This window comes from Streptomyces sp. ISL-99, assembly GCF_018614005.1.
Lineage (GTDB): Bacteria > Actinomycetota > Actinomycetes > Streptomycetales > Streptomycetaceae > Streptomyces > Streptomyces flavidovirens.
Window position 1 is genome coordinate 57,992 of record NZ_JAGGPC010000029.1, and the last position, 22,687, is coordinate 80,678.

Here is a 22,687-nt window from a genome sequence, read left to right on the forward strand (position 1 = left end):
GGGGCATATGCGTGTACGCCCCGCACACTCCGTGCGAATCGCGGCTCGGAAGGACTCAGGAGTACGGGTAGAAACCGGATCCCGTCTTGCGTCCCAGCCTGCCCGCGTCCACCATCCGCTGGAGCAGCGGGGGAGCGGCGTACAGCGGCTCCTTGAACTCGGCGTACATCGAGTCGGCGACCGAGGCGACCGTGTCCAGGCCGATGAGGTCCGCGAGCTTGAGCGGGCCCATCGGGTGGGCGCAGCCCAGCTCCATGCCGTTGTCGATGTCCTCGCGGCTCGCGATGCCGGACTCGAACATCCGGATCGCCGAGAGGAGGTACGGGATGAGGAGCGCGTTGACGACGAAGCCCGAGCGGTCCTGGGCGCGGATCGCGTGCTTGCCGAGCACGTTCTGCACCACGCCCTCGGCGCGCTTGATGGTCTCCTCGGAAGTGGTCAGCGCCGGGATCAGCTCGACGAGCTTCTGCACCGGGGCCGGGTTGAAGAAGTGGATGCCGATGACCTGGTCCGGGCGGGAGGTCGCGACGGCCAGCCTCACCAGGGGGATCGAGGAGGTGTTGGAGGCGAGAATCGCGTCCGGGCGGGTCACGACCTGGTCGAGGACCTGGAAGATCTCCGTCTTGATCGATTCGTTCTCGACGACGGCCTCGATGACGAGGTCGCGGTCCGCGAACTCGCCGAGGTCGGTCGTGAAGCTGAGGCGGGCGAGCGTCTCGTCGCGCTCCTCCTCGGTGATCTTGCCGCGCTCGGCGGCCTTCGAGAGGGAGTTGTAGAGCCGGGTGCGGCCGATCTCCAGGGCCTCGCCCGTGGTCTCGGCGACCTTCACCTCGAGGCCGCTGCGGGCACACACCTCGGCAATGCCCGCGCCCATCTGGCCGCAGCCCACTACTCCGACGCGCTGCACATCCGCCATGGAGTCCGTCACATCGTGCCTTTCGCTGATCAACAGTTCGGCAGGCCCCCGGCTCGTGACCGGTGCCCGCCTCGGCCCCGACGTTACTCCGGACCTACGTGTGCGTGAGGGGGCGGGGCGGGCATGCTCTGCGGATACGACGGGACGTATACACCCAGTAAGGGGCGACATATGGGTCAGATCGGTCGAAGAGGGTTGTTGGCGGCTGCGGCCGGAGCGCTGTCCGTGCTGACGGTCAGCGGGGACGCGGCGGCCGTCCCCACGAGGCGGCGCAGGGCCCGGAAGCGCGAGATGCGGGGGATGTGGCTGGCGAGCGTCGCCAACCGTGACTGGCCCTCCAAGGCCGGCCTGACCGCCGACCAGCAGAAGGCCGAGCTGCTGGCCCATCTGGACACGGCGGTACGGCGCAGGCTGAACGCGGTGATGTTCCAGGTGCGGCCGACCGCCGACGCGATGTGGCCCTCGCCGTACGAGCCGTGGTCCCAGTACCTCACCGGCGTACAGGGCCGGGACCCGGGATGGGACCCGCTGGGGACTGCGGTGGAGGAGGCGCACCGGCGGGATCTCGAACTGCACGCCTGGTTCAACCCGTACCGAGTCGCGAATCACACCGACCCGTCGCGGCTGGTGGCATCACATCCGGCGCGCGTGCATCCGGAGTGGGTGCTGCCGTACGGCGGCAAGCTGTACTACAACCCCGGACTTCCGGAGGTCAGGCGCTTCGTGCAGGACGCCATGCTGGACGCCGTGCAGCGCTACGACATCGACGCCGTGCACTGGGACGACTACTTCTACCCGTATCCGGTGGCGGGACAGGTCTTCGACGACGACGAGGCGTACGCCCGCTACGGCACGGGGTTCCCGGACAAGGCGGCCTGGCGGCGCGACAACACCGACCGGCTGGTGAGTGAGACGGCCGACCGGATCAAAGCGGTCAAGAAGAAGGGCAAGAAGGTCCGCTTCGGGATCAGCCCCTTCGGGGTGTGGCGCAACGCCTCGACCGACCCGCTGGGCTCACAGACCCGGGCCGGGGTGCAGACGTACGACGATCTGCACGCCGACACCCGCAAGTGGGTGAAGGAGGGGTGGATCGACTACATCGTGCCGCAGATCTACTGGAACATCGGCTTCGAGGCCGCCGACTACGCGGAGCTGGTGCCGTGGTGGTCGAAGACCGTGCGCGGCACCGGCGTCGATCTCTACGCCGGTGAGGCGCTCTACAAGGCCGGAGACCCGGCCCAGCCCGCGGCCTGGCAGGACCCGGCCGAACTCTCCCGCCATCTGACCTTCGCCGCGGACCACCCGGAAGTGCGGGGCCATGTCTTCTTCTCGGCGAAGGAGGTCGCGGCCGACCGCATCGGGGCGATGGACCGGGTGGTGGCGGACCACTACCCGGCCCGGGTGCGGCCGCCTCACTGACCGGCCTGCGGCTATTGCGGTGTTCCGCCGTGCTCCGTGTGCCGTACGACGGAGTCGGGGCCCGGCGAGACCAGCGCCTCGTGTCCGTCGTCGAAGCGCACACGGTACGGCGGGGTGCCCTCGGAACCCAGCACCTCGACGATCTTCGCGACCTTGTCCTCGTGGCCCACGGTCCTGCCGTGCACCAGCAGCTGGTCGCCCACGCTCGCTTGCATCGGGAGTGCCCTTCTGTGGCCGACTCTACGTATGGCCAGTCTAAGACCGCGGGCCCGAGTTGGCGCCTCGCTGCTGCGCCGTTCAGGTCCGCGCGCGCTGGGTGACCGCGATGCAGACGAGTACGCCGACGGCCGCGAGCGGGGCCGCGGGGGAGAGGTGCTCCCCGAGCAGGGCGACGGACCAGAACAGGGTCAGCAGGGGCTGGGCGAGCTGGATCTGGCTGGCCTTGGACACCCCGATCTCGGCCATGCCGCGGTACCAGACGACCAGGCCGAGGAACTGCGAGCCGATCGCGACCCACAGGAGCCCGGTGACGCTGTGCGCCGTGAAGTGCACCGGCTCGAAGCTGAGCGCCACAGCCGCTGCCGGGACGGCGAGCGGGAGGCACAGCACCAGCGCCCAGCCGATGACCTGCCAGCCCGGCATCTCGCGCGCCAGCCTGCCGCCCTCGGTGTAGCCCGCCGCGCAGACCAGCAGCGCGCCGAAGAGGTACAGATCGCCGGTGGACAGCGCGCCGCCGCTCTGCTGCACCGTGAACGCGATCACCACGGCGGCGCCGGCGAGGGCCGCCAGCCAGAACGCGCGGGACGGGCGTGCTCCGGTGCGCAGCGCCGAGAGGGCGGCGGTGGTCAGCGGCAGCAGGCCGACCACGACAGCGGCGTGCGAGGTGGTGGAGGTCTGGAGGGCGAGCGTGGTCAGCATCGGAAAGCCGAGGACCACCCCGCCGCCGACCACGGCGAGTCCCGCCCAGTGGCGGCGGGCCGGTACCGGTATCCGCAGGACGAGCAGGGCGGCGCCGGCGACGAGTGCGGCGAGGGCGCTGCGTACGGCCACCAGCGACCAGGGGCCGAAGCCTTCGAGGCCCCAGGCGGTGGCCGGGAAGGTGAGCGAGAAGGCGGTGACTCCCAGCGCGGCGAGGAGGGTTCCGCTGCGGGCCGTCCTGGTCGCCGGGCCGCCGGAGGTGCTGCTCACCGCTACTGTCCTGGTGCGAGTAGCGCTATTGTGTGCTGTCATGCATGAGCGTAGCAGTGTCGCGGAGCTGGCTGAATCTCTTAAGCGCGAGCTCAACCACTACTCTCCTGGTGGAAAGCTCCCGTCGAGCCGGGCGCTGATCGAGCGCTACCGCGTGAGCCCGGTGACGGTCGCCCGCGCCCTCGCCCAGCTCGCCGCCGAGGGCCTGGTCGTCACCCGGCCCGGCGCGGGAGCCTTCCGTACGCAGCCCCGTACGGACACGGCGGCGGCCGGTGACACCTCATGGCAGGAGGTCGCGCTGAGCGCCGACGGCGCCACCGAACTCGTACCGCGCTCGGTCGACGCGTCCGGCGTCCTGGTCACGCTCGCCGCCCCGCCGCCCGGCGTCATCGAGTTCAACAGCGGCTACCTCCACGCCTCCCTCCAGCCCGAGCGGGCCATGGCAGCCGCCCTCGCCAGGGCCGGCCGCCGCCCCGGCGCCTGGGGCCGGCCGCCCACCGACGGCATCCCCGAGCTGCGCGAATGGTTCGCCCGGGGGATCGGCGGCGCCATCACGGCCGCTGAAGTGCTCATCGCCGCCGGTGGCCAGAACGCGCTGACGACCGCCCTGCGCGCCCTCGCGCCGCCCGGCGCACCGGTGCTGGTCGAGTCGCCGACGTACCCTGGCATGCTGGCGATCGCGCGGGCGGCGGGACTGCGCCCGGTGCCGGTGCCGGTGGACTCCGACGGTGTACGCCCCGAACTCCTCGCCGCGGCCTTCAAGGCCACCGGCGGCCGCGTCTTCGTCTGCCAGCCGCTCTTCCAGAATCCGACCGGCGCGGTGCTCTCCGCCGAGCGACGCCCCGAGGTGCTGCGCATCGCCCGCGAGGCCGGGGCCTTCGTCATCGAGGACGACTTCGTGCGGCGCCTCGTCCACGACGACGCCGGGCCGCTGCCCCGGCCGCTCGCCACCGACGACCACGACGGCGTCGTCGTACACGTCTCCTCGCTCACCAAGGCGACCTCGCCCAGCTTCCGGGTGTGCGCCCTGGCGGCGCGCGGCCCGGTGCTGGAGCGGCTGCGCGCCATCCAGGTGGTCGAGAGCTTCTTCGTGCCCCGGCCGCTCCAGGAGGCCGCGGTGGAGTTGGTGGGCTCCCCGGCCTGGCCGCGCCATCTGCGCACGGTCGCGGGGGAGTTGCGGGGCCGCCGGGACACCCTGGCCGCCGCCCTGCGCCTGGGCCTCCCCGAGCTCGCCCTCCCGCACATCCCGGCGGGCGGCTACCACCTGTGGCTGCGCCTGCCCGACGGCGCGTACGAGAACGCCGTGGCCTCGGCGGCGCTGCGGGCGGGCGTCGCGATCGCACCCGGCCGCCCGTACTTCAGCGCGGAGCCGTCCGCGGGGCACATCCGGCTGAGCTTCGCGGGGGTGGCGGGCCCGGCGGAAATCACGGAGGGAGTACGACGCCTACGCGGCGCGTGCGAGGGCCTGCTGGGCACGCAGTAGCCCCTGCGGGCGGGGTGGGGAAAGCCCCGCAGGGGCTCCGATCGCCCACGCGGGCACCGCCGCCCCGCGTCGCTACCTCTTCACCGACCGCAGGACCACGAACTTCGGATCGCTCGCGACCAGTTCGCTGTTGCCGAAGATCCGGCGCAGCATCACGTGGTAGCCGAGGTGCCGGTTGCCGATGACCCACAACTCCCCGCCGGGCCGCAGCGCGTCGCGCGCCCCGGTGAACATGCGCCGGGCCGTCGCGTCCGTCGTCGCCTGGTGGCTGTGGAACGGCGGGTTGTTCAGTACGAGGTCCACCGTCCCCTCCGGCACCCCCGACAGACCGTCGCCCACGCGGAACTCGGCCTTCCGCTCCGGCCCGGCGTTCGCCCGGAAGGTGGCCTCCGCCGACGCCACCGCCTGGAACGACTCGTCGGTGAACACGATCTCGGCCTCGGGGTTGGCCAGGGCGACCGCCGTACCCACCACACCGTTGCCGCACCCGAGGTCCACGACGCGCTCGGGGCCGCGGCGCCGCGGGAGGTGGCGCAGAAAGAAGCGCGTGCCGATGTCGAGGCGCTCGGCGCAGAAGATGCCGGCGTGGTTGGTCACGGTGATGCCGGACACCGCACCGACGTCGGACGGCAGTGCGTAACTGCGCGGCCACGGGTTGCTGCCACCGGCGAGGCCCGGGTCCGGCGTAGAGAAGATGAGCCGTGCCTTCTTCACCGCCAGCGACGTCCGCGTCGTACCGAGGATCCGCTCGAACAGCCTGAGCGTCGAGGTGTGGATCTCCTTGGACATCCCCGTGCCGACGACGACGGTGCCCGCGTGGACGTGCGGAGCGAGCCGGTGGAGCTGGTCCTCAAGGAGCGCGAGGCTCTTGGGCACGCGGATCAGGAGTACGTCGATCCGCTCCGGCGGGGCTTCCTGGGTGGACAGGAGCCGTACCGCCGACGGGTCGGCCCCGTTGCGTTCCAGGTTCACCCGGGTCGCCTGCTGGGCGAGGAACGAGTCGGTGATCTGCGTGGGACGGCAGCCGGCGAGCGCGGTGACCAGGGCGCCCCAGCGGTCGCCGACCACGACGACGGTGCCGGACAGGTCCGCCGGAGGAGTGTCGCCGGTTCCTTCGAGATGCCGCAGCAGGTACTCGTCGGCCGCGTCCCAGGCGCGGAGCCTGTCGCGGGGGTCCTCGGGGAAGCGAACGAGGTCGTACTCGCCCAGTGACGTCGTCAAATGGTTCATTGTGCCCTCAGGCTAGCCGAGCGCCCGCTCCCCTCACTCCGGTCGCTCCGGCCCGGCCGGGGGCCTGGCGATCACGCTGAAGGCGGTGCCGAAGGGATCGGTGATCTCTGCGTACCGTCCGTACGGGGAGTCCGTGGGCTCACCGGCGGTGCCGCCCGCCGCGACGGCACGCCCGGCCAGTGCGTCGGTGTCCGCGACCTCGAAGGTGGTCTGCCATGCGGAGACGGTGGCGGAGGGGTCGCCGAAGATCCCGCCGACTTCGTGGCCGTCCGGCCGGCGCAGGAAGGTGAAGTCGAAGCCGGGGAGGTCTTCGTTGCCGTCGAGGGTGAAACCGAAGAGCGCCGTGTAGAAGTCCCGCGCGGGTCCCGGCCGGGGCGTACTCAGATCGTTGCGTACGAGCGAGCCGGGCTCGTTCACGATCCGGCAGCCCGGACGGGTGCGGCCCTGCCAGAGGCCGAACCCGGCGCCCACGGAGTCGGACACCAGGGCGATCCGCGCCCGGTCACCGAACTCCAGCGGCCCCTGCGCCACGGCGCCGCCCGCGTCGACGACGCGCTTGGCCGTGGCGTCGCAGTCCCGCGTGGCGAAGTACATGCGCCAGAAGCCGGGGGCGGGGGCGGGGTCGGTGGCGGTGGCGGTGGCGGGGGCGGGCCTGAAGCCGGCCACGGCCCGGCCGCGCAGCAGGCACGTGGTGTGGCCGCCGGTCCGGGTCCCGGCGGCGTCGGTCTCGAAGTTCCAGCCGAACAGCGCGCCGTAGAACTCCTTCGCACGGTCGAGGTCCGGGACGTCGAGGTCGATCCAAGTGGGCGTGGAGTCCGGCTGGTTGCTGTCGACGTAGCTCATCCGCTGCTCCTTGGTTGCGGGGCTGGTACGCCGAGGTTAGGCCGCATGTAGGACAGATTCTGGCCGGTGCTCGCGGGCCGCTCGCGGTCCCGGTGCCACCCGGCCCGTCCTGTACGCGGGCAGGAAATTGGGGGGCCAGGTCAATTCGCGAGGGCGTAGACGCCGATGAGGAGACATATGTACGGCACCACGCTGGCGGCCACAACGGCCGCCACTATGAGAATCGCCTTCATCACCCTTTCCGCGGTCCGGCGGTCGCGGACGGGCCGCACGGGGCCTCGGGGGGTGCGCTCGTGTTCGTTCATGGGGCCAGCCTGTCGATCTCGGCGGCGTGACGCATCCGTAGACGTACTCACGCGGACGTACTCACGCGGACGTCTCACGCGGATGTATTCACCAGCATGCGCAGGGCCTTTTCGAGCCGGACCCGCCTGTTTTCCGGCGTGAGCGCCTGGAGCAACGGCAGGATCACCAGGTAACGCCCGGTTCTGTCCAACGCCTCGAACGCCGTCTTCGCCTCGGGGTTCGCATCGAGGGCCGCCGCGAGGTCCGGGGGCACCGTCGCTGTCTTCTGCGACTCGTACGCCCCCGCCCAGCGCCCGTCCTCCTGCGCCCTGCGCACCTCGGCCAGCCCGGGTTCGCGCATCCGCCCCGCAGCCTGCTCGTTGTAAGACCGCCGTTGCCCGGAGATCCAGCCGTAGCAGAGCCCGATGTCGACCAGCTCGTCGTCGGTGACCGTCGGAATGCCGGACTTCTTCTTGGCCACCTTGATCCACACGCCTTCGTGGCGGGTGTGGTGCTCGGCCAGCCAGCTCTCGAACGCCTCGGCGTCCGTGAAGGCGACGATCTCCACTCCGTCGAGCTGCTCCATGCGGCTCAGGCTATCGCCCACCCGTTCGGCCGCCACTGCCTGCCGGGTCAGAGGGCGCGCAGGACACCGACGTGACGCGGGCCGCGCCGTCCGCCGCGGCCACCGCCTTGTCGAGGATGGCGGTCGCCCGGTCGCCGGCGCGGATGGTGACGGCGAGGGTCCGGCGCACTCGGTATCCGGTCACTACGGAGCCGCCTGAGCCGTCCGGCTCAAGAACGGGCGTCAGGGTGAGACGCAGAGTGCCCGCGTCGCGCGGGGCGACGCCGTCGGCCTCAAGGGCTTCCAGTACGCGACGCGTCGCCGCGGTGTTGTGGCTCATCGCCTCCGAGGACGTGCGCTTCACCGACTCCACCACCACCGTGGCCAGCACCGTCTCGCAGGCAGGGGCGGGCCGCGCCACTTCAGTGGCCGGTACGGTCCGGTCGCCGCCGGACGCGGTCCCGCCGGGCCGGCAGGCCGACGGCGAGGATGGCGGTGGCGAGCGACCTGGCCGCGAAGGCCGTGGCGGTGGGCACCAACAACGCGCTCTCCAAATGTCCAGCGGCTCGGTGGGCCGGCCGTACCGACAGGGTTCGGTCATGCACTCGGGTCGACGTTTCCACGGTTTCGGCACAGGCGCGCGTTCTGGATGGCCGGCCCTACTCCACTCGTTGCATAAAACTGCGGTGTTGCGTATAGTCATGCCATCGACGAGGAGGATTCGATGGCGGTACGTGCAGCAGTGGCAGGGGCGAGTGGATACGCGGGCGGTGAACTGCTCCGGCTGCTCCTCGCCCACCCCGGCGTCGAGATCGGCGCCCTGACCGGCCACTCGAACGCGGGGCAACACCTGGGTTCCCTCCAGCCGCATCTGCTCCCGCTGGCCGGTCGGGTGCTGGAGCCGACCACCGCCGAGGTACTCGCCGGGCACGGTGTCGTCTTTCTCGCGCTTCCGCACGGCCAGTCCGCCGCCGTCGCCGAGCAAATCGGCGACGAGGTGCTCGTCATCGACATGGGCGCCGACTTCCGGCTCCAGAACGCCGCCGACTGGGATCAGTTCTACGGTTCGCCGCACGCCGGGACCTGGCCGTACGGCCTCCCCGAGCTCCCCGGCGCCCGCGCCGCGCTCGAAGGCTCCAAGCGGGTCGCCGTCCCCGGCTGCTACCCCACCGCCGTCTCGCTCGCGCTCTTCCCGGCGTACGCCGCGCAGCTCGCGGAGCCCGATGCCGTGATCGTCGCCGCCACCGGCACCTCCGGCGCGGGCAAGGCGCTCAAGCCGCATCTGCTCGGCAGCGAGGTGATGGGCTCCATGTCGCCGTACGGCGTCGGCGGCGGCCACCGCCACACCCCCGAGATGATCCAGAACCTCAGCGCCGCCGCGGGGGAGCGGGTCACCGTCTCCTTCACGCCGACGCTGGCCCCCATGTCCCGCGGCATCCTCGCCACGTGCAGCGCCAAGGCGAAGCCGGGCGTGACGGCGGCGGGCGTACGGGAGGCCTACGAGAAGGCGTACGCCGACGAGCCGTTCGTGCACCTCCTGCCCGAGGGGCAGTGGCCCGCGACCGCCTCCGTGTACGGCTCCAACGCCGTCCAGATCCAGGTCGCGTACGACGAGGCCGCGGGCCGCGTCATCGCGATCAGCGCCATCGACAACCTCACCAAGGGCACCGCCGGCGGCGCGGTGCAGAGCATGAACATCGCCCTCGGACTCCCCGAGGACACCGGTCTTTCCACGACAGGAGTGGCACCGTGAGCGTCACGGCACCGAAGGGATTCACCGCGGCGGGCATCGCCGCGGGGATCAAGGACAGCGGCGGCCTCGACCTGGCCCTCGTGGTCAACAACGGGCCCCGCCTCGCCGCCGCGGGCGTCTTCACCACCAACCGTGTGAAGGCTGCGCCGGTCCTGTGGTCCGAGCAGGTCGTCAAGGGCGGCCGGATCTCCGCAGTCGTCCTCAACTCCGGTGGCGCCAACGCCTGTACGGGGCCCAAGGGCTTCCAGGACGCCCACGCCACCGCCGAGAAGGCCGCACAGGTTTTGGACAAGGGGGGTCTGCCGGGCGGCCACAGCGCCGGTGAGATCGCCGTCGCCTCCACCGGCCTCATCGGCATCACCCTCCCCATGGACAAGCTCCTCCCCGGCATCGAGAAGGCCGCCACCGAGCTCTCCGCGCACGGCGGCGAGAAGGCCGCCATAGCCATCAAGACCACCGACACCGTCCACAAGACGGCCGTCGCGGGCGGCGAGGGCTGGACCGTCGGCGGCATGGCCAAGGGCGCGGGCATGCTCGCACCCGGCCTCGCCACCATGCTCGTCGTGCTGACCACCGACGCCGACGTCGAAGCGGACGTACTCGACAAGGCGCTGCGCGACGCCACCCGCGTCACCTTCGACCGCGTCGACTCCGACGGCTGCATGTCGACGAACGACACCGTGCTGCTGCTGGCCTCCGGCGCGTCCGAAGTGACCCCCGGATACGACGAGTTCGCCGCGGCCGTACGCACCGTCTGCGACGACCTCGCCCGCCAGCTCATCGGTGACGCTGAGGGGGCCAGCAAGGACATCCGCATCGAGGTCGTCAACGCGGCGACCGAGGACGACGCCGTCGAGGTGGGCCGCTCCATCGCCCGTAACAACCTCCTCAAGTGCGCCATCCACGGCGAGGACCCCAACTGGGGCCGGGTGCTGTCCGCGATCGGCACCACCAAGGCCGCCTTCGACCCCGACAAGCTCAACGTCGCCATCAACGGCGTCTGGGTCTGCAAGAACGGCAGCGTCGGCGATGACCGCGACCTGGTCGACATGCGCTACCGGGAGGTCAGGATCACCGCCGACCTCGCGGCCGGCACCGAGTCCGCGGTCATCTGGGCCAACGACCTCACCGCCGACTACGTCCACGAGAACAGCGCGTACAGCTCATGAGCACTCGAAAGCACACCGCACTGCCCAAGGCGCAGATCCTCGTCGAGGCGCTGCCCTGGCTCACCCGCCACCACGGCCGGACCGTCGTCATCAAGTTCGGCGGCAACGCCATGATCGACGAGGATCTCAAAGCCGCTTTCGCCCAGGACGTCGTCTTCCTGCGGCACGCCGGTCTCAAGCCGGTCGTCGTGCACGGCGGCGGCCCGCAGATCAGCGCGCAGCTCGACCGGCACGGCCTGGTGAGCGAGTTCAAGGCGGGGCTGCGGGTCACCACGCCCGAGGCCATGGACGTCGTACGCATGGTGCTGGCGGGCCAGGTGCAGCGTGAGCTCGTCGGGCTGCTCAACCAGCACGGGCCGCTCGCCGTCGGCATGACCGGTGAGGACGCGCACACCATCACCGCCACCCAGCACTACCCGCAGATCGACGGCGAGTCCGTCGACATCGGGCGGGTCGGCGAGATCACCGCCATCGACACCGGCGCCATCCAGGCCCTGCTCGACGACGGACGTATCCCGGTCGTCTCGTCCATCGCCCGCAGCGCCGACGACCACCACGTGTTCAACGTCAACGCCGACACCGCCGCGGCCGCGCTGGCCGCCGCGCTCGGAGCGGAGACGCTGATGGTGCTCACCGACGTCGAGGGTCTTTACGAGGACTGGCCCCACAGCGACGAAGTGATCAGCCGGCTCACCGCCAAGGAGCTGGAGAGGCTGCTGCCCGAGCTCTCCAGCGGCATGGTCCCCAAGATGGAGGGCTGCCTGCACGCCGTACGCAACGGGGTCAACACCGCCCGCGTGATCGACGGCCGTGTGCAGCACTCGATCCTGCTGGAGATCTTCACCGACGAGGGCATCGGCACGATGGTCGTGCCCGACCAGCACGAAGGGGGAACGACGAAGTGACCGCGAACCAGGAGCTGACGCAGCGCTGGCAGGGCGTCATGACGGACAACTACGGCACGCCCAAGCTGTCGCTCGTACGCGGCCAGGGGGCGAAGGTCTGGGACGCCGACGGCAAGGAATACGCCGACTTCGTCGGAGGCATCGCCGTGAACGCGCTGGGCCACGCCCACCCCGCGATCGTCGAGGCCGTGTCCCGCCAGGTCGCCTCCCTCGGCCATGTCTCCAACCTGTACGTCGCCGAGCCGCCCGTGGCCCTCGCCGAGCGGCTGATCCAGATCTCCGGCCGCCCCGGCCGCGTCTTCTTCTCCAACTCGGGCGCCGAGGCGAACGAAGCCGCCTTCAAGATCGGGCGCCTCACCGGCCGTACGCACATGGTCGCCACCGAAGGCGGGTTCCACGGCCGGACCATGGGCGCCCTCGCCCTCACCGGCCAGACCGGCAAGCGGGCCCCCTTCCTGCCGCTCCCCGGCGACGTCACGCACGTACCGTTCGGTGACGTCGACTCCCTGCGCGCCGCCGTCACCACCGACACCGCACTGCTGATCATCGAGCCGATCCAGGGCGAGCTCGGCGTCGTCGTCCCGCCCGAGGACTACCTGCGGGCCGCCCGCGAGATCACCCGCGCCACCGGCACCCTGCTCGTCCTCGACGAGGTGCAGACGGGTATCGGACGGACCGGCCACTGGTTCGAGTACCAGGGTCACGACGCCGTCGAGCCCGACATCGTCACCCTCGCCAAGGGCCTCGGCGGCGGCCTGCCGATCGGCGCGACGCTCGCCTTCGGCCCTGCCGCGGACCTCCTCAAGCCCGGCCAGCACGGCACGACGTTCGGCGGGAACCCCGTCGCGTGCGCCGCCGGACTGGCCGTACTGGACACCATCGCGGCCGACGGACTCCTCGACCACGTCAAGCGGATGGGAGAGAAGCTGCGCGACGGAATCGAGTCACTCGGGCACCCGCTGGTCTCCCACGTCCGTGGTGCGGGTCTTCTCCTGGGTATCGTGCTCACCGAGTCTCTTGCTCCCCAGGTGCAGCAGGCGGCTCAGGACGCCGGTCTCCTGGTGAACGCGCCCGCCCCCGATGTCGTACGGCTCATGCCGGCGTTCGTCATCGGGGACGAAGAGGTGGAGACGTTCCTCCGGGCCCTGCCCGGCGTTCTCGACACCGCACACGGGGACCGACGATCCGGAGAATGACACCGATGACCGAGGCGCAGGCGCAGGACCACGAGCACGGCGGGCCTGCCGTACCGCAGACCCGCACCGCCAGGCACCGCCGGATCGTGGACATCCTGAACCGGCAGCCGGTGCGCTCGCAGAGCCAGCTGGCCAAGCTCCTCGCCGACGACGGGCTGAGCGTCACCCAGGCGACGCTCTCCCGCGACCTCGACGAACTGGGCGCCGTGAAGATCCGCAACACGGGCGGCGAGCTGATCTACGCCGTACCGAGCGAGGGCGGCTTCCGCACGCCGCACGCGCCGCTCGGCGAGTCCGCCAAGGAGGAGCGCATGCGGCGCCTCTCCGGCGAACTGCTCATCTCCGCCGAGGCCTCGGCCAACCTCGTCGTTCTCCGTACGCCGCCGGGGGCCGCCCAGTTCCTGGCCTCGGCCATCGACCAGGCGGAGCTGAACGCCATCCTGGGCACGATCGCGGGCGACGACACGCTGCTCCTGATCAGCCGCGACCCGGCGGGCGGCCAGGCCCTGGCCGACCACCTGCTGCGGCTGGCCCAGAACGACCGCTAGCCGGGCCGGGTACTCGGCTCAGTCCGCCCGCGCGGGCAGCGGCAGCGGCAGCGCGGGCAGGCCGTCCAGGCTCACGCCGATGTACTCCTTCTTCGCGCAGTACGCCGCGAACTCGTCGTCCGTCTTGCGGGCGAAGTACTCGGCGTGCTGCGTCCGTTCCTCCCGGTACTCCATGAAGGGGACGGCGAAACCGCAGCTGTCGCTGATGCGCCGCGCGTGGACCACGACGATGGCGCGGGCGCTCGGCCCGTCGACGTCCTCGAACCGCGTGATGAGCCCGGCCCACCGCGGGTCGTCCCGGAACACGGCCTCGCCCTGCCCGTGCACCCGCAGCACCTTGGGCGGTCCGGTGAAGGCGCACCACATCAGGGTGACGCGCCCGTTCTCCCGTACGTGCGCGACGGTTTCCGCGGTGCTGCCGCCGAAGTCCAGGTACGCCAGGGTCATCTCGTCCAGTACGACGAGCGTCCCGGCCCTTCCCTTGGGGGACACGTTGACGTGTCCGTCGGCGGCCAGCGGAGCCGTGGCCGTGAAGAAGACCGGCTGATCCTCGATGAACTTGCGGATCCTGCCGTCTATTCGTTCGTAAAGCTTTCCCATGCCACGGATTATGCACGCCGACTGACCGCCCTTAGCGGAGAGTTCACCTCGCGAAACGCCCTAAGGCCATACACCTAGGACTTGGCCGCCAGCGGCCTGCTGTGTTCGCGGACCTGCTCCGGGGTGAGGTACACGGAAGTGTTCTCGAAGTCCTGGAGGGTGCCCGCCCGCCGGGCCTGGAAGTCCGTACGGACGAAGTCGTCGCCCGCGACGGCGTTGAGCGTCCAGTTGGTCATGACCCGGGCCCTGGCGGTCATGGTGGGCAGCGCCAGCAGGTGGTAGCCGCGGGCCACCGCCTGGGCGGGGAGGCCGTGCAGCTCCACGCCCAGGGGCTTGGAGACCGCGTCCCGGCCGCCGAGGTCCACGACCAGGCCGAGGTCCTTGTGCACGTACGGCTTCAGCGGCATGCCACGCAGCCGGGCGACGATGTTGTCGGCGAGGGCCTTGCCCTGACGCTGGGCGTGCTGCGCGGTCGGCGGGCACATCGCGTCGCCGCCCTTCGCGACGTCGGGCACAGCGGCCGCGTCGCCCGCCGCGAACAGGCCGTCGAAGCCGGGGACGGTCAACTGGGGCGTGGCGACGAGACGGCCGCGTACTGTCTCCGCTCCCAGTGTGGCCACCAGGGGGCTCGCGGCGACTCCGGCGGTCCAGATCAGGGTGTGCGACGGCAGCGTACGACCGTCGGTGAGCTTGACGGACGTCGCGTCGACGGAGGCGACCGAGGTGCCCAGGGAAAACTCGATGCCCCGGTAGCGCAGCATTGCCATGGCCTTCTCGCCCAGCTTCTCGCCGAGTTCGGGCAGCAGCCGCGGGGCCACGTCCACCAGATGCCACTTGATCTGCGCCCGGTCCAGATTCGGGTAGCGCTCGACCGCCGCGGAGGTGAGGCGCTGCAGGCAGGCGGCGGTCTCGGTGCCGGCGTAGCCTCCGCCGACGACCACGAACCGCAGCCGCGCCTCCCGTTCGGCCCGGTCCGTCGTGGCGGCGGCGATGTCGAGCTGGGCGATGACGTGGTCGCGCAGATGCGCCGCCTCGGCCAGGGACTTCATGCCGCGTCCGTGCTCCCGCAGGCCGGGGATGTCGAAGGTGCGGGTGGTGCTCCCGGCCACGAGGACGAGCTGGTCGTACGGTTCGGCGATCACCTCTCCCGTGATCTTCCTGATGACGCACACCTTGGCCCTGCCGTCGATGCCGATGGCGCCGCCGGGGCAGATCCGGGTGCGGCGCAGCCGGCGGCGCAGCGACACCGCGACGGACTGCGGGGTGAGAACTCCGGCCGCCACATGCGGCAGCAGCGGCAGGTAGAGCTGGTAGTCGGACGGTGACACGAGCACCAGCTCGGCCTCGCGGGGAGCCAGTTTCCGTTCCAGCCGCTGGAGGCACTCGACGCCGGCGAAACCCGCGCCGACCACGAGGATCTTCGGTCGCGTCATGGCTGTCCACTGCTCCTTACGGCTTTCCGGTGGCCCGCTGCCCGCGTTTCCACCTTCGGCGTACGGACGAGCGGCCGCCCCTCGGCGAGGTGCATTCGGGGGGAGGGGCCCGCGGCGCCGGGCACGGTTCACGGGCGCCGGCCGGCTCCCTCGGTCCCCTCCACCTGCTGGGCACGGCACAGAGACCGGTAGTGGTCACTGGTGTCCAGCAGTTCCTCGTGGCTGCCCGTGGCGACAATCTCACCCGAGCAGCAGGCTGGGCCGGGTGAGCAGGGACCTGGCGATGGCGATGCGCATGCGTTCGCCGCCGGAGAGCGCCATACCGTGCTCCCCCGGCGTCGGTGTCGAGGCCGCGCGGCAGCCGGGACGCCAGCTCCGTCAGCTGGGCCAGTTCCACCACCCGGTCCAGTTCGTCGGCCCCGGCCTCGGGGGCGGCGTACAGCAGGTTCTCCCGCAGCGTGCCGTACATGACCGGGGCGTGCTGCTCGACGAGCCCGATCCGGGCGCGGTGCTGGGCGCGGCCGAGGGTCCGTACGTCGCGGCCCTCGAACAGGACAAGGCCGTCATCGGGGTCGTAGAAGCGCTCCGCCAGCGCGAAGACCGTCGATTTGCCGACGCCGGAGCTGCCGATCAGGGCGACATGACCGCGTGGTGGCACCTCGAACGACACCCCGCGCAGCACGGGACGCCGCGGGTCGTAGCCGAACCAGACATCCCTGAACTCCAGTACCGGTGGGCGGGTCACCTCGGTTCCCGGGGAGGTGACGTCGTACCGGCGCCCGCTGTCCGGCTCCTGCGGCAGGTCGAGGATCTCGGCGATCCGCCGCAGCGCTCCCGCGCCCTGCTGCATGGTGCTCACCGCCTGGAAGACCGCGCCGACCGGCCCCACCAGATAGAGCATGCAGAGCAGGAAGGCGGCCAGGTCGGCGACCGAGCCGCCCTGGTCCGCGACCCGTACGCCGCCGATGAGCAGGACCACGAGGAACGAGCCGTGGACCGTCAGTTCGATCGCCGGTGTGATCACCGCGTCCAGCTTCCCCACCCGTACGCCCGCGGAGAAGGCCGACCGGGCCTGCGCTCCGATACGGTCCGCCTCCCGCCGTTCGGCGCGACTGGCCCGTACGGTGCGGATGGCCCCCAGGGCCCGCTCCAGTTCCGCGGTCATCGATCCGGTGGCCTGCTGGGCGTGGAGCGAGGCGCGGGCGATCCCGCGCAGCACCGAGGCGACGACCAGCCCGCCGAAGACGATCATGGCGATGACGACGAGGAAGAGGGCCCAGTCGAGCCAGATCATCAGGGCGACCACACCGGCCAGGCCGATGCTGCCGGTGACCGCGTCGGTGAAGCCCTGGGCGATGAGCAGGCGCAGGGCTGTGCTGTCGGTGCCGGCCCGCGAGATCAGGTCGCCGATCCGATGCCGGTCGTACGTCCTCATGGGCAGCCGCAGCAGATGGTCGATGAGGTTGAGGCGTACGCCCAGTACGACCCCTTCGCCGGTGCGCGCCAGGACGTAACCGGCCACCGCCTCGACCAGCGCCTGGGTGACGAACAGCGCGACCAGCAGGCCGACGGACCCGGCGACGGACGTCCCCGCTCCGGACGAGTCGATCACTCGCCTGACCACCAGGGGCTGGGCCAGACCCAGTGCCGAAGCGATCAGCGTCAGCGTCACCGCGCCCGCGATCCACCGCCGGTGCCCGCGCAGTACGCGCAGGACCTCCCGCGGTGCGGTGAGGTGTCCGCCGCCGGGCACGCCGTCGCCACCCGTGCCGCTCATGGCACCGTGAAGAAGGCCCGGAAGTAGTCGGCCGGGGCGTCCTCGCCGACGGGAACACCTGCGGCCTCCACCCAGGCGTGCGCCGCGAACGGTGCCACCCGCCGCGCCCCCACGCACCAGACCGGCCACCGTCCGTGCAGGCGGCACAGCATGGCGGTGGCCAGTGACCGGGGCAGACAGCCCTCCGGCGCGGCGCAGGCGAGGCTGACGGCCACCACGGTCTCGCGGGCGGCCAGGGCCTCGTCGTAACGCGCCGGACGGGCACCACGGCTGACGCGGCGGAGCACCGCCCGGATGCGTCGCGGAGGGTGACGCGCCAGCAGCCGGGCAAGGCCGACGACCAGCCGCACTTCGGCCCGGCGCCCCAGGGGCACACCGCGCGGTTCGTGAGAGAGGGTTTGCGGAAAGGTCACCGGGGCTCTCCTTCTCCTACCGCTCCACCAGGCCGGACGAGTCGAGTGCCTCGACCAGGCCCCGTACGTCGTCGCGCGCGCTCTCGGCATCGACGTCGCAGCTATCGGTCAGGTCCCGCACCGCCTGCTCCGAGGAGCCACCGCGCAGCAGGATCCACAAGACCTGGGCGCCGGTGGGGTTCAGCTCCAGCTTGAGTGTCATGGCGTCGCTCCCGCGGTCAGGTGGGCGGCGGCCGCTTCCCAGGTGCGCAGCCAGACTTCGCAGGCCACGCTCTGGTAGAGCCCGCCGTGCAGATCGTGGGGATGGTTCGGGTCGAGGGGCCGGGTGCAGCGCCTGCGCAGTTCCGCCGCGTCGATCAGTCCCAGCCGGCCCAGCCGGGAGTCGTCCCACAGGGCGAGCAGGTCCGCCCGGTTCGTGCGCAGCGCGACGTTCAGGTCGCAGATTCCCCCCGATTTGGTCTGCCGCGTCAGGCTCGCCGGAGGGACGATGCCGCGCATCGCCGCCCGGATCAGCGGCTTATACTCCCAGGGGGTGTCCTTCTCCTCCGGCCGCACCGCGAGGCTCGCTCAATGGGTTCCGCCGCTACGCAGTCGGGAAGAACGACGAACCATGAGGGAACCGCTGCCAGTCGGGTCAATCCGGCCATGGGGCCCCGCTTTCACTGGACGAGCCTGGCGGCGGCATCCAGCACCGCCACCAGGTTCCAATTTCTCTCAGGTGACCTCAGCCGATCAGGCGGTGGCGGTGGAGAATGTCAGGAGCACGTGTCCTCTTGACGGCTCGTCCGCCGGTCACCTTCCCGAACGAACCCATCGGAGTCAGGGTCGGACGCTCGTAGGTGCGCATTTCGGTACACCTCCTTTCGCGTTCCTCTCGATGTGCCGACCCACGCGGGCGCAGCCGTGCGCGAAGGCAGCAGGAACCTGAACCTGAGGGGTCTTGGCTGGACATTCGCCCCTGCGCGCACTCAAACGCGGGGCGCGTCATCAGCCATCCGACGCCGGCGCCATGCCCTGGGGGCATGCTCGCCGTACGCCATTCCAGGCTAGGTCTTGATTCGCATTTGTGCTTTTACGCCCGCCCGCCCCGGCACCTCGGGGAGCAGGTTGACGAAACATACGGAGTGCTGCATAGTTATGCCTACTACCGCATGCATCGTAAGGAGAAACCCGTGACCGAGCGCGTCGTACTCGCCTACTCGGGCGGCCTGGACACCTCCGTCGCCATCGGCTGGATCGCCGAGGAGACGGGCGCCGAGGTCATCGCCGTTGCCGTGGACGTCGGCCAGGGCGGCGAGGACCTGGACGTCATCCGCAAGCGCGCGCTCGCCTGCGGTGCCGTCGAGGCCGAGGTCGCGGACGCCAAGGACGAGTTCGCCGAGGAGTACTGCCTCCCGGCGATCAAGGCCAACGCCCTCTACATGGACCGCTACCCGCTGGTCTCCGCCCTCTCGCGGCCGACCATCGTCAAGCACCTGGTCGCCGCCGCGAACAAGCACGGCGCCTCGATCGTCGCCCACGGCTGCACCGGCAAGGGCAACGACCAGGTCCGCTTCGAGGCCGGCATCTCCGCGCTCGGCCCCGACCTGAAGTGCATCGCCCCGGTCCGCGACTACGCGATGACCCGCGACAAGGCGATCGCCTTCTGCGAGGAGAAGAACCTCCCGATCGCGACCACCAAGAAGTCCCCGTACTCCATCGACCAGAACGTCTTCGGGCGCGCCGTCGAGACGGGCTTCCTGGAGGACATCTGGAACGCCCCGATCGAGGACATCTACGAGTACACCTCGAACCCGGCGCTCCCGCGCGAGGCCGACGAGGTCGTCATCTCCTTCAAGGAGGGCGTCCCGGTCGCCATCGACGGCAAGCCCGTCACCGTCCTCCAGGCGATCCAGCAGCTCAACGAGCGAGCGGGCGCCCAGGGCATCGGCCGGATCGACATGGTCGAGGACCGGCTCGTGGGCATCAAGTCCCGTGAGGTGTACGAGGCCCCGGGCGCGATCGCACTGATCACCGCCCACCAGGAGCTGGAGAACGTCACCGTCGAGCGCGAACTGGCCCGCTACAAGCGGCAGGTCGAGCAGCGCTGGGGCGAGATGGTCTACGACGGCCTGTGGTTCTCCCCGCTCAAGCGCGCCCTGGACGGTTTCATCAACGAGGCCAACCAGCACGTCACCGGCGACATCCGGATGACCCTGCACGGCGGCCGAGCCGTCGTCACCGGCCGGAAGTCCGACGAGTCGCTGTACGACTTCAACCTGGCGACGTACGACTCGGGCGACACGTTCGACCAGTCCAAGGCGCAGGGCTTCATCGAGATCTTCGGCCTGTCGTCGAAGATCGCGGCCAAGCGTGACCTCGCGTAAGCAGAACTCGTTCGACAGCCGCCTCCTCGTCCCCCGTGGCGCGGAGGCGGTCGCACATCCCCACCCTTGAGGAGCAGTAGCTGTGAGCAGCAACAACGGTGACGTCCGGCTCTGGGGCGGCCGTTTCGCCGACGGACCGGCCGAGGCCCTGGCCAAGCTCTCCGCGTCCGTCCACTTCGACTGGCGCCTCGCGCCGTACGACATCGCCGGTTCGCGTGCCCACGCGCGCGTGCTCCACAAGGCGGGGCTGCTCACCGAGGACGAGCTGGCACGCATGCACGCCGGTCTCGACCAGCTGGCGGCCGATGTCGCGGACGGCTCGTTCGTCGGCACCATCGCCGACGAGGACGTCCACACCGCCCTGGAGCGCGGCCTCCTGGAACGCCTCGGCGCCGACCTCGGTGGCAAGCTGCGCGCGGGCCGCTCCCGCAACGACCAGGTCGCCACGCTCTTCCGGATGTACCTGCGCGACCACGCCCGCATCATCGGCGGCCTGCTCGCCGAGCTCCAGGACGCGCTCGTCGGCCTCGCGGAGGCCCACGCGGACGTGGCCATGCCCGGCCGTACGCACCTCCAGCACGCCCAGCCGGTCCTCTTCGCCCACCACGTCCTGGCCCACACCCAGTCCCTCTCGCGGGACGCCGAGCGGCTGCGGCAGTGGGACGAGCGGACGGCCGTCTCGCCGTACGGTTCCGGGGCCCTGGCGGGTTCGTCCCTCGGCCTGGACCCGGAGGCGGTGGCGGCCGACCTCGGCTTCGAGCACGGCTCCTCGGGCAACTCCATCGACGGCACGGCGTCGCGCGACTTCGTCGCCGAGTTCGCCTTCATCACCGCGATGATCGGCGTCAACCTGTCCCGGATCGCGGAAGAGATCATCATCTGGAACACGAAGGAGTTCTCCTTCGTCACCCTCCACGACGCCTTCTCCACCGGCTCGTCGATCATGCCGCAGAAGAAGAACCCGGACATCGCCGAACTCGCCCGCGGCAAGTCCGGCCGCCTCATCGGCAACCTCACCGGCCTGATGGCGACCCTGAAGGCGCTGCCCCTCGCGTACAACCGCGACCTTCAGGAGGACAAGGAGCCGGTCTTCGACTCCTGCGACACGCTCGAAGTCCTGCTGCCCGCCTTCACCGGCATGATGGCCACGCTCACCGTCAACCGCGAGCGCATGGAGGAACTGGCGCCGGCCGGCTTCTCGCTCGCCACCGACATCGCCGAGTGGCTGGTCCGGCAGGGCGTGCCGTTCCGCGTCGCCCACGAGGTCGCCGGTGAGTGCGTCAAGGAGTGCGAGCAGCAGGGCATCGAGCTCGACCAGCTCACCGACGAGCAGTTCGCCAAGATCTCCCCGCACCTCACCCCCGAGGTGCGTACGGTCCTGAACGTCGCCGGCGCCCTGGCATCCCGCAACGGGCGCGGCGGCACCGCGCCCTCCGCGGTCGCGGTCCAGCTCGACGAGGTCAAGGCCGACTTGGCGATCCAGCACGCCTGGGCCACCGCCAAGAACTGAACCGCGCGGTGCGGTTGAGTACGGTAGTGAGGGACCGTACTCGACCGAACCCGCGGGGAGGCCACGATGCCCTTTGCCCGGCTGGCGGCGGTGACCACTGCCACCGCCCACTTCGGACTCGGCCTCGCGGCCCTCGGCCGTCCGGCGTACATCACGCCCGGCCGGGACCGTGATCTGCCCGGCGGCCGCAGCCCCGACGCCCTGCGCGAGCGCGCCCACGAACTGCTGGACGCCGCCTACGCGCAGGGCGTCCGGTATTTCGACGTCGCGCGGTCCTACGGCCGCGCCGAGGAGTTCCTCGCGCAGTGGCTGCGCGCCAGGCCCGGGATCCAGGACGTGGTGATCGGCAGCAAGTGGGGCTACACGTACACGGCCGACTGGCGTACCGACGCCGAGGTCCACGAGGTCAAGGACCACAGCGTGGAGGCCTTCGAGCGGCAGCGCGCGGAGACCGACGCCCTGCTGGGCGAGCGTCTCGACCTGTACCAGATCCACTCCGTCACCCCGGACAGCCCGGCGCTCACCGACCCCGCGCTGCACGCCCTCCTGGCGGAGTTCGCCGCCGGTGGCGTCAGCGTCGGCATCTCCACGAGCGGCCCCGCCCAGGCCGATGCCATCCGGGCGGCGCTCGCCGTGACGGTGGACGGCGAGCCGCTGTTCCGTACGGTCCAGGCGACGTACAACCTGCTGGAGACCTCGGCGGCGCAAGCGCTGGCCGAGGCGCGCGACGCGGGCCTCACCGTGATCGTGAAGGAAGCCCTGGCGAACGGCCGGCTCGCCGGTTCCGCGGCCCCGCCCGCGCTGCGAGCCGTCGCCGAGGAGACGGGGTTCACCTGCGACGCGGTCGCTCTGGCGGCGATCCTGCGGCTGCCGTGGGCGGGCGTCGTCCTGTCGGGCGCCGCGACCGTGCTCCAGCTGTCGGCGAACCTGCACGCCGCGGTGGTGGACCTCGACGAGGGGCAGCTGGCTCGCCTCGCGGAGCTGCCGGAGGAGTCGGCGGCGTACTGGAAGCATCGCTCGGAACTGCCCTGGAGCTGAGCTGAGCTGAGGAGCCGATCCGGATTTCGAGACATTCATGTCTCATCCGG

The 22,687-nt window shown here is 71.0% G+C and carries 25 protein-coding genes; 10 read left to right on the forward strand and 15 right to left on the reverse strand.

The genetic code is table 11. The features are described from left to right. Positions 1-55 precede the first annotated feature (55 nt). Positions 56-916 (reverse strand): 3-hydroxybutyryl-CoA dehydrogenase, encoded by an 861-nt coding sequence (locus J7E91_RS17855; RefSeq protein ID WP_214905471.1) that lies wholly within the window; start codon positions 914-916, stop codon positions 56-58. Between the two features lie 171 nt (positions 917-1,087). On the opposite strand from J7E91_RS17855, the gene J7E91_RS17860 reads away from it, so the two are divergent. Further along, entirely contained in the window at positions 1,088-2,335 is a 1,248-nt protein-coding gene (locus J7E91_RS17860) for a glycoside hydrolase family 10 protein (RefSeq protein WP_214905474.1), read from the forward strand. Between the two features lie 11 nt (positions 2,336-2,346). On the opposite strand, the gene J7E91_RS17865 is transcribed toward J7E91_RS17860, so the two are convergent. Both J7E91_RS17865 and J7E91_RS17870 read right to left on the reverse strand, forming a co-directional pair. Further along, positions 2,347-2,550: a DUF1918 domain-containing protein gene (locus J7E91_RS17865; RefSeq protein ID WP_214905477.1), complete on the reverse strand. Its 204-nt coding sequence runs from the start codon at positions 2,548-2,550 to the stop codon at positions 2,347-2,349. Positions 2,551-2,632: 82 nt separating this feature from the next. Then, positions 2,633-3,565 (reverse strand): DMT family transporter, encoded by a 933-nt coding sequence (locus J7E91_RS17870; protein WP_214905480.1) that lies wholly within the window; start codon positions 3,563-3,565, stop codon positions 2,633-2,635. On the opposite strand from J7E91_RS17870, the gene J7E91_RS17875 reads away from it, so the two are divergent. Further along, positions 3,564-5,006: a PLP-dependent aminotransferase family protein gene (locus J7E91_RS17875; protein ID WP_214905483.1), complete on the forward strand. Its 1,443-nt coding sequence runs from the start codon at positions 3,564-3,566 to the stop codon at positions 5,004-5,006. The two genes, J7E91_RS17870 and J7E91_RS17875, sit on opposite strands and share 2 nt — an antisense overlap. Positions 5,007-5,078: 72 nt before the next feature. Here J7E91_RS17875 and J7E91_RS17880 read toward each other — a convergent pair whose 3' ends face one another. From J7E91_RS17880 to J7E91_RS36775, 5 genes are all read right to left on the reverse strand, one after another. Then, entirely contained in the window at positions 5,079-6,236 is a 1,158-nt protein-coding gene (locus tag J7E91_RS17880) for a methyltransferase (RefSeq protein WP_214905486.1), read from the reverse strand. A gap of 33 nt (positions 6,237-6,269) precedes the next feature. Beyond that, on the reverse strand, positions 6,270-7,079 hold the full coding sequence (locus J7E91_RS17885; RefSeq protein WP_214905489.1) for a VOC family protein: 810 nt from the start codon (positions 7,077-7,079) through the stop codon (positions 6,270-6,272). A gap of 140 nt (positions 7,080-7,219) precedes the next feature. After that, positions 7,220-7,384: a hypothetical protein gene (locus tag J7E91_RS17890; protein WP_214905492.1), complete on the reverse strand. Its 165-nt coding sequence runs from the start codon at positions 7,382-7,384 to the stop codon at positions 7,220-7,222. 74 nt (positions 7,385-7,458) lie between these two features. Continuing rightward, positions 7,459-7,950 carry a YdeI family protein gene (locus tag J7E91_RS17895; RefSeq protein ID WP_214905496.1) on the reverse strand — a complete coding sequence of 164 codons (492 nt, stop codon included), beginning with the start codon at positions 7,948-7,950 and terminating at the stop codon, positions 7,459-7,461. A gap of 10 nt (positions 7,951-7,960) precedes the next feature. Beyond that, on the reverse strand, positions 7,961-8,350 hold the full coding sequence (locus tag J7E91_RS36775; RefSeq protein WP_214905499.1) for an SIMPL domain-containing protein: 390 nt from the start codon (positions 8,348-8,350) through the stop codon (positions 7,961-7,963). Between the two features lie 303 nt (positions 8,351-8,653). Between J7E91_RS36775 and argC the strand changes: the two genes are divergently transcribed. The 5 genes from argC to J7E91_RS17925 are packed head-to-tail and all read left to right on the forward strand — an operon-like array spanning position 8,654 to position 13,500. Continuing rightward, positions 8,654-9,682: an N-acetyl-gamma-glutamyl-phosphate reductase gene (argC, locus tag J7E91_RS17905; protein WP_214905503.1), complete on the forward strand. Its 1,029-nt coding sequence runs from the start codon at positions 8,654-8,656 to the stop codon at positions 9,680-9,682. Beyond that, positions 9,679-10,851 carry a bifunctional glutamate N-acetyltransferase/amino-acid acetyltransferase ArgJ gene (gene argJ, locus J7E91_RS17910; protein ID WP_214905506.1) on the forward strand — a complete coding sequence of 391 codons (1,173 nt, stop codon included), beginning with the start codon at positions 9,679-9,681 and terminating at the stop codon, positions 10,849-10,851. The genes argC and argJ overlap by 4 nt, the downstream gene beginning before the upstream one ends. After that, positions 10,848-11,756 carry an acetylglutamate kinase gene (gene argB / locus J7E91_RS17915; RefSeq protein ID WP_214905509.1) on the forward strand — a complete coding sequence of 303 codons (909 nt, stop codon included), beginning with the start codon at positions 10,848-10,850 and terminating at the stop codon, positions 11,754-11,756. Before argJ ends, argB begins: the two co-directional genes overlap by 4 nt. A 38-nt stretch (positions 11,757-11,794) precedes the next feature. Continuing rightward, the gene (locus J7E91_RS17920) at positions 11,795-12,952 is read left to right on the forward strand and encodes an acetylornithine transaminase (protein WP_251015865.1); all 1,158 of its coding nucleotides are present in this window, start codon (positions 11,795-11,797) and stop codon (positions 12,950-12,952) included. 5 nt (positions 12,953-12,957) lie between these two features. After that, positions 12,958-13,500 carry an arginine repressor gene (locus J7E91_RS17925; protein WP_214906020.1) on the forward strand — a complete coding sequence of 181 codons (543 nt, stop codon included), beginning with the start codon at positions 12,958-12,960 and terminating at the stop codon, positions 13,498-13,500. Positions 13,501-13,518: 18 nt separating this feature from the next. Here the strand turns inward: J7E91_RS17925 and J7E91_RS17930 are convergent, their stop codons facing one another. From J7E91_RS17930 to J7E91_RS37330, 7 genes are all read right to left on the reverse strand, one after another. Then, positions 13,519-14,100: a pyridoxamine 5'-phosphate oxidase family protein gene (locus J7E91_RS17930; protein WP_214905527.1), complete on the reverse strand. Its 582-nt coding sequence runs from the start codon at positions 14,098-14,100 to the stop codon at positions 13,519-13,521. 74 nt (positions 14,101-14,174) lie between these two features. After that, a complete protein-coding gene (locus J7E91_RS17935) occupies positions 14,175-15,533 on the reverse strand; it encodes an NAD(P)/FAD-dependent oxidoreductase (RefSeq protein WP_214905529.1) in 1,359 nt (452 codons plus the stop codon). Positions 15,534-15,549: 16 nt separating this feature from the next. Further along, positions 15,550-17,310, reverse strand: a complete 1,761-nt coding sequence (locus tag J7E91_RS17940; RefSeq protein ID WP_251015841.1) for an ABC transporter ATP-binding protein — start codon at positions 17,308-17,310, stop codon at positions 15,550-15,552. After that, positions 17,307-17,723 (reverse strand): lasso peptide biosynthesis B2 protein, encoded by a 417-nt coding sequence (locus tag J7E91_RS17945; RefSeq protein ID WP_214905543.1) that lies wholly within the window; start codon positions 17,721-17,723, stop codon positions 17,307-17,309. The genes J7E91_RS17940 and J7E91_RS17945 overlap by 4 nt, the downstream gene beginning before the upstream one ends. A gap of 16 nt (positions 17,724-17,739) precedes the next feature. After that, positions 17,740-17,925, reverse strand: a complete 186-nt coding sequence (locus J7E91_RS17950) for a PqqD family peptide modification chaperone (RefSeq protein ID WP_214905546.1) — start codon at positions 17,923-17,925, stop codon at positions 17,740-17,742. Beyond that, positions 17,922-18,278 carry an asparagine synthase-related protein gene (locus tag J7E91_RS17955; protein ID WP_214905549.1) on the reverse strand — a complete coding sequence of 119 codons (357 nt, stop codon included), beginning with the start codon at positions 18,276-18,278 and terminating at the stop codon, positions 17,922-17,924. The genes J7E91_RS17950 and J7E91_RS17955 overlap by 4 nt, the downstream gene beginning before the upstream one ends. A gap of 169 nt (positions 18,279-18,447) precedes the next feature. Then, a complete protein-coding gene (locus J7E91_RS37330; protein WP_374224735.1) occupies positions 18,448-18,747 on the reverse strand; it encodes a keywimysin-related RiPP in 300 nt (99 codons plus the stop codon). 148 nt (positions 18,748-18,895) lie between these two features. On the opposite strand from J7E91_RS37330, the gene J7E91_RS17960 reads away from it, so the two are divergent. The 3 genes from J7E91_RS17960 (at position 18,896) to J7E91_RS17970 (ending at position 22,637) form a co-directional block, all read left to right on the forward strand. Continuing rightward, positions 18,896-20,089, forward strand: coding sequence for an argininosuccinate synthase (locus J7E91_RS17960; protein WP_028815400.1), 1,194 nt, complete (start codon positions 18,896-18,898; stop codon positions 20,087-20,089). Positions 20,090-20,171: 82 nt separating this feature from the next. Next, positions 20,172-21,599: an argininosuccinate lyase gene (gene argH / locus J7E91_RS17965; RefSeq protein WP_214905552.1), complete on the forward strand. Its 1,428-nt coding sequence runs from the start codon at positions 20,172-20,174 to the stop codon at positions 21,597-21,599. A 66-nt stretch (positions 21,600-21,665) separates the two neighbouring features. Beyond that, positions 21,666-22,637, forward strand: coding sequence for an aldo/keto reductase (locus tag J7E91_RS17970; protein ID WP_214905555.1), 972 nt, complete (start codon positions 21,666-21,668; stop codon positions 22,635-22,637). Positions 22,638-22,687: the final 50 nt, after the last annotated feature.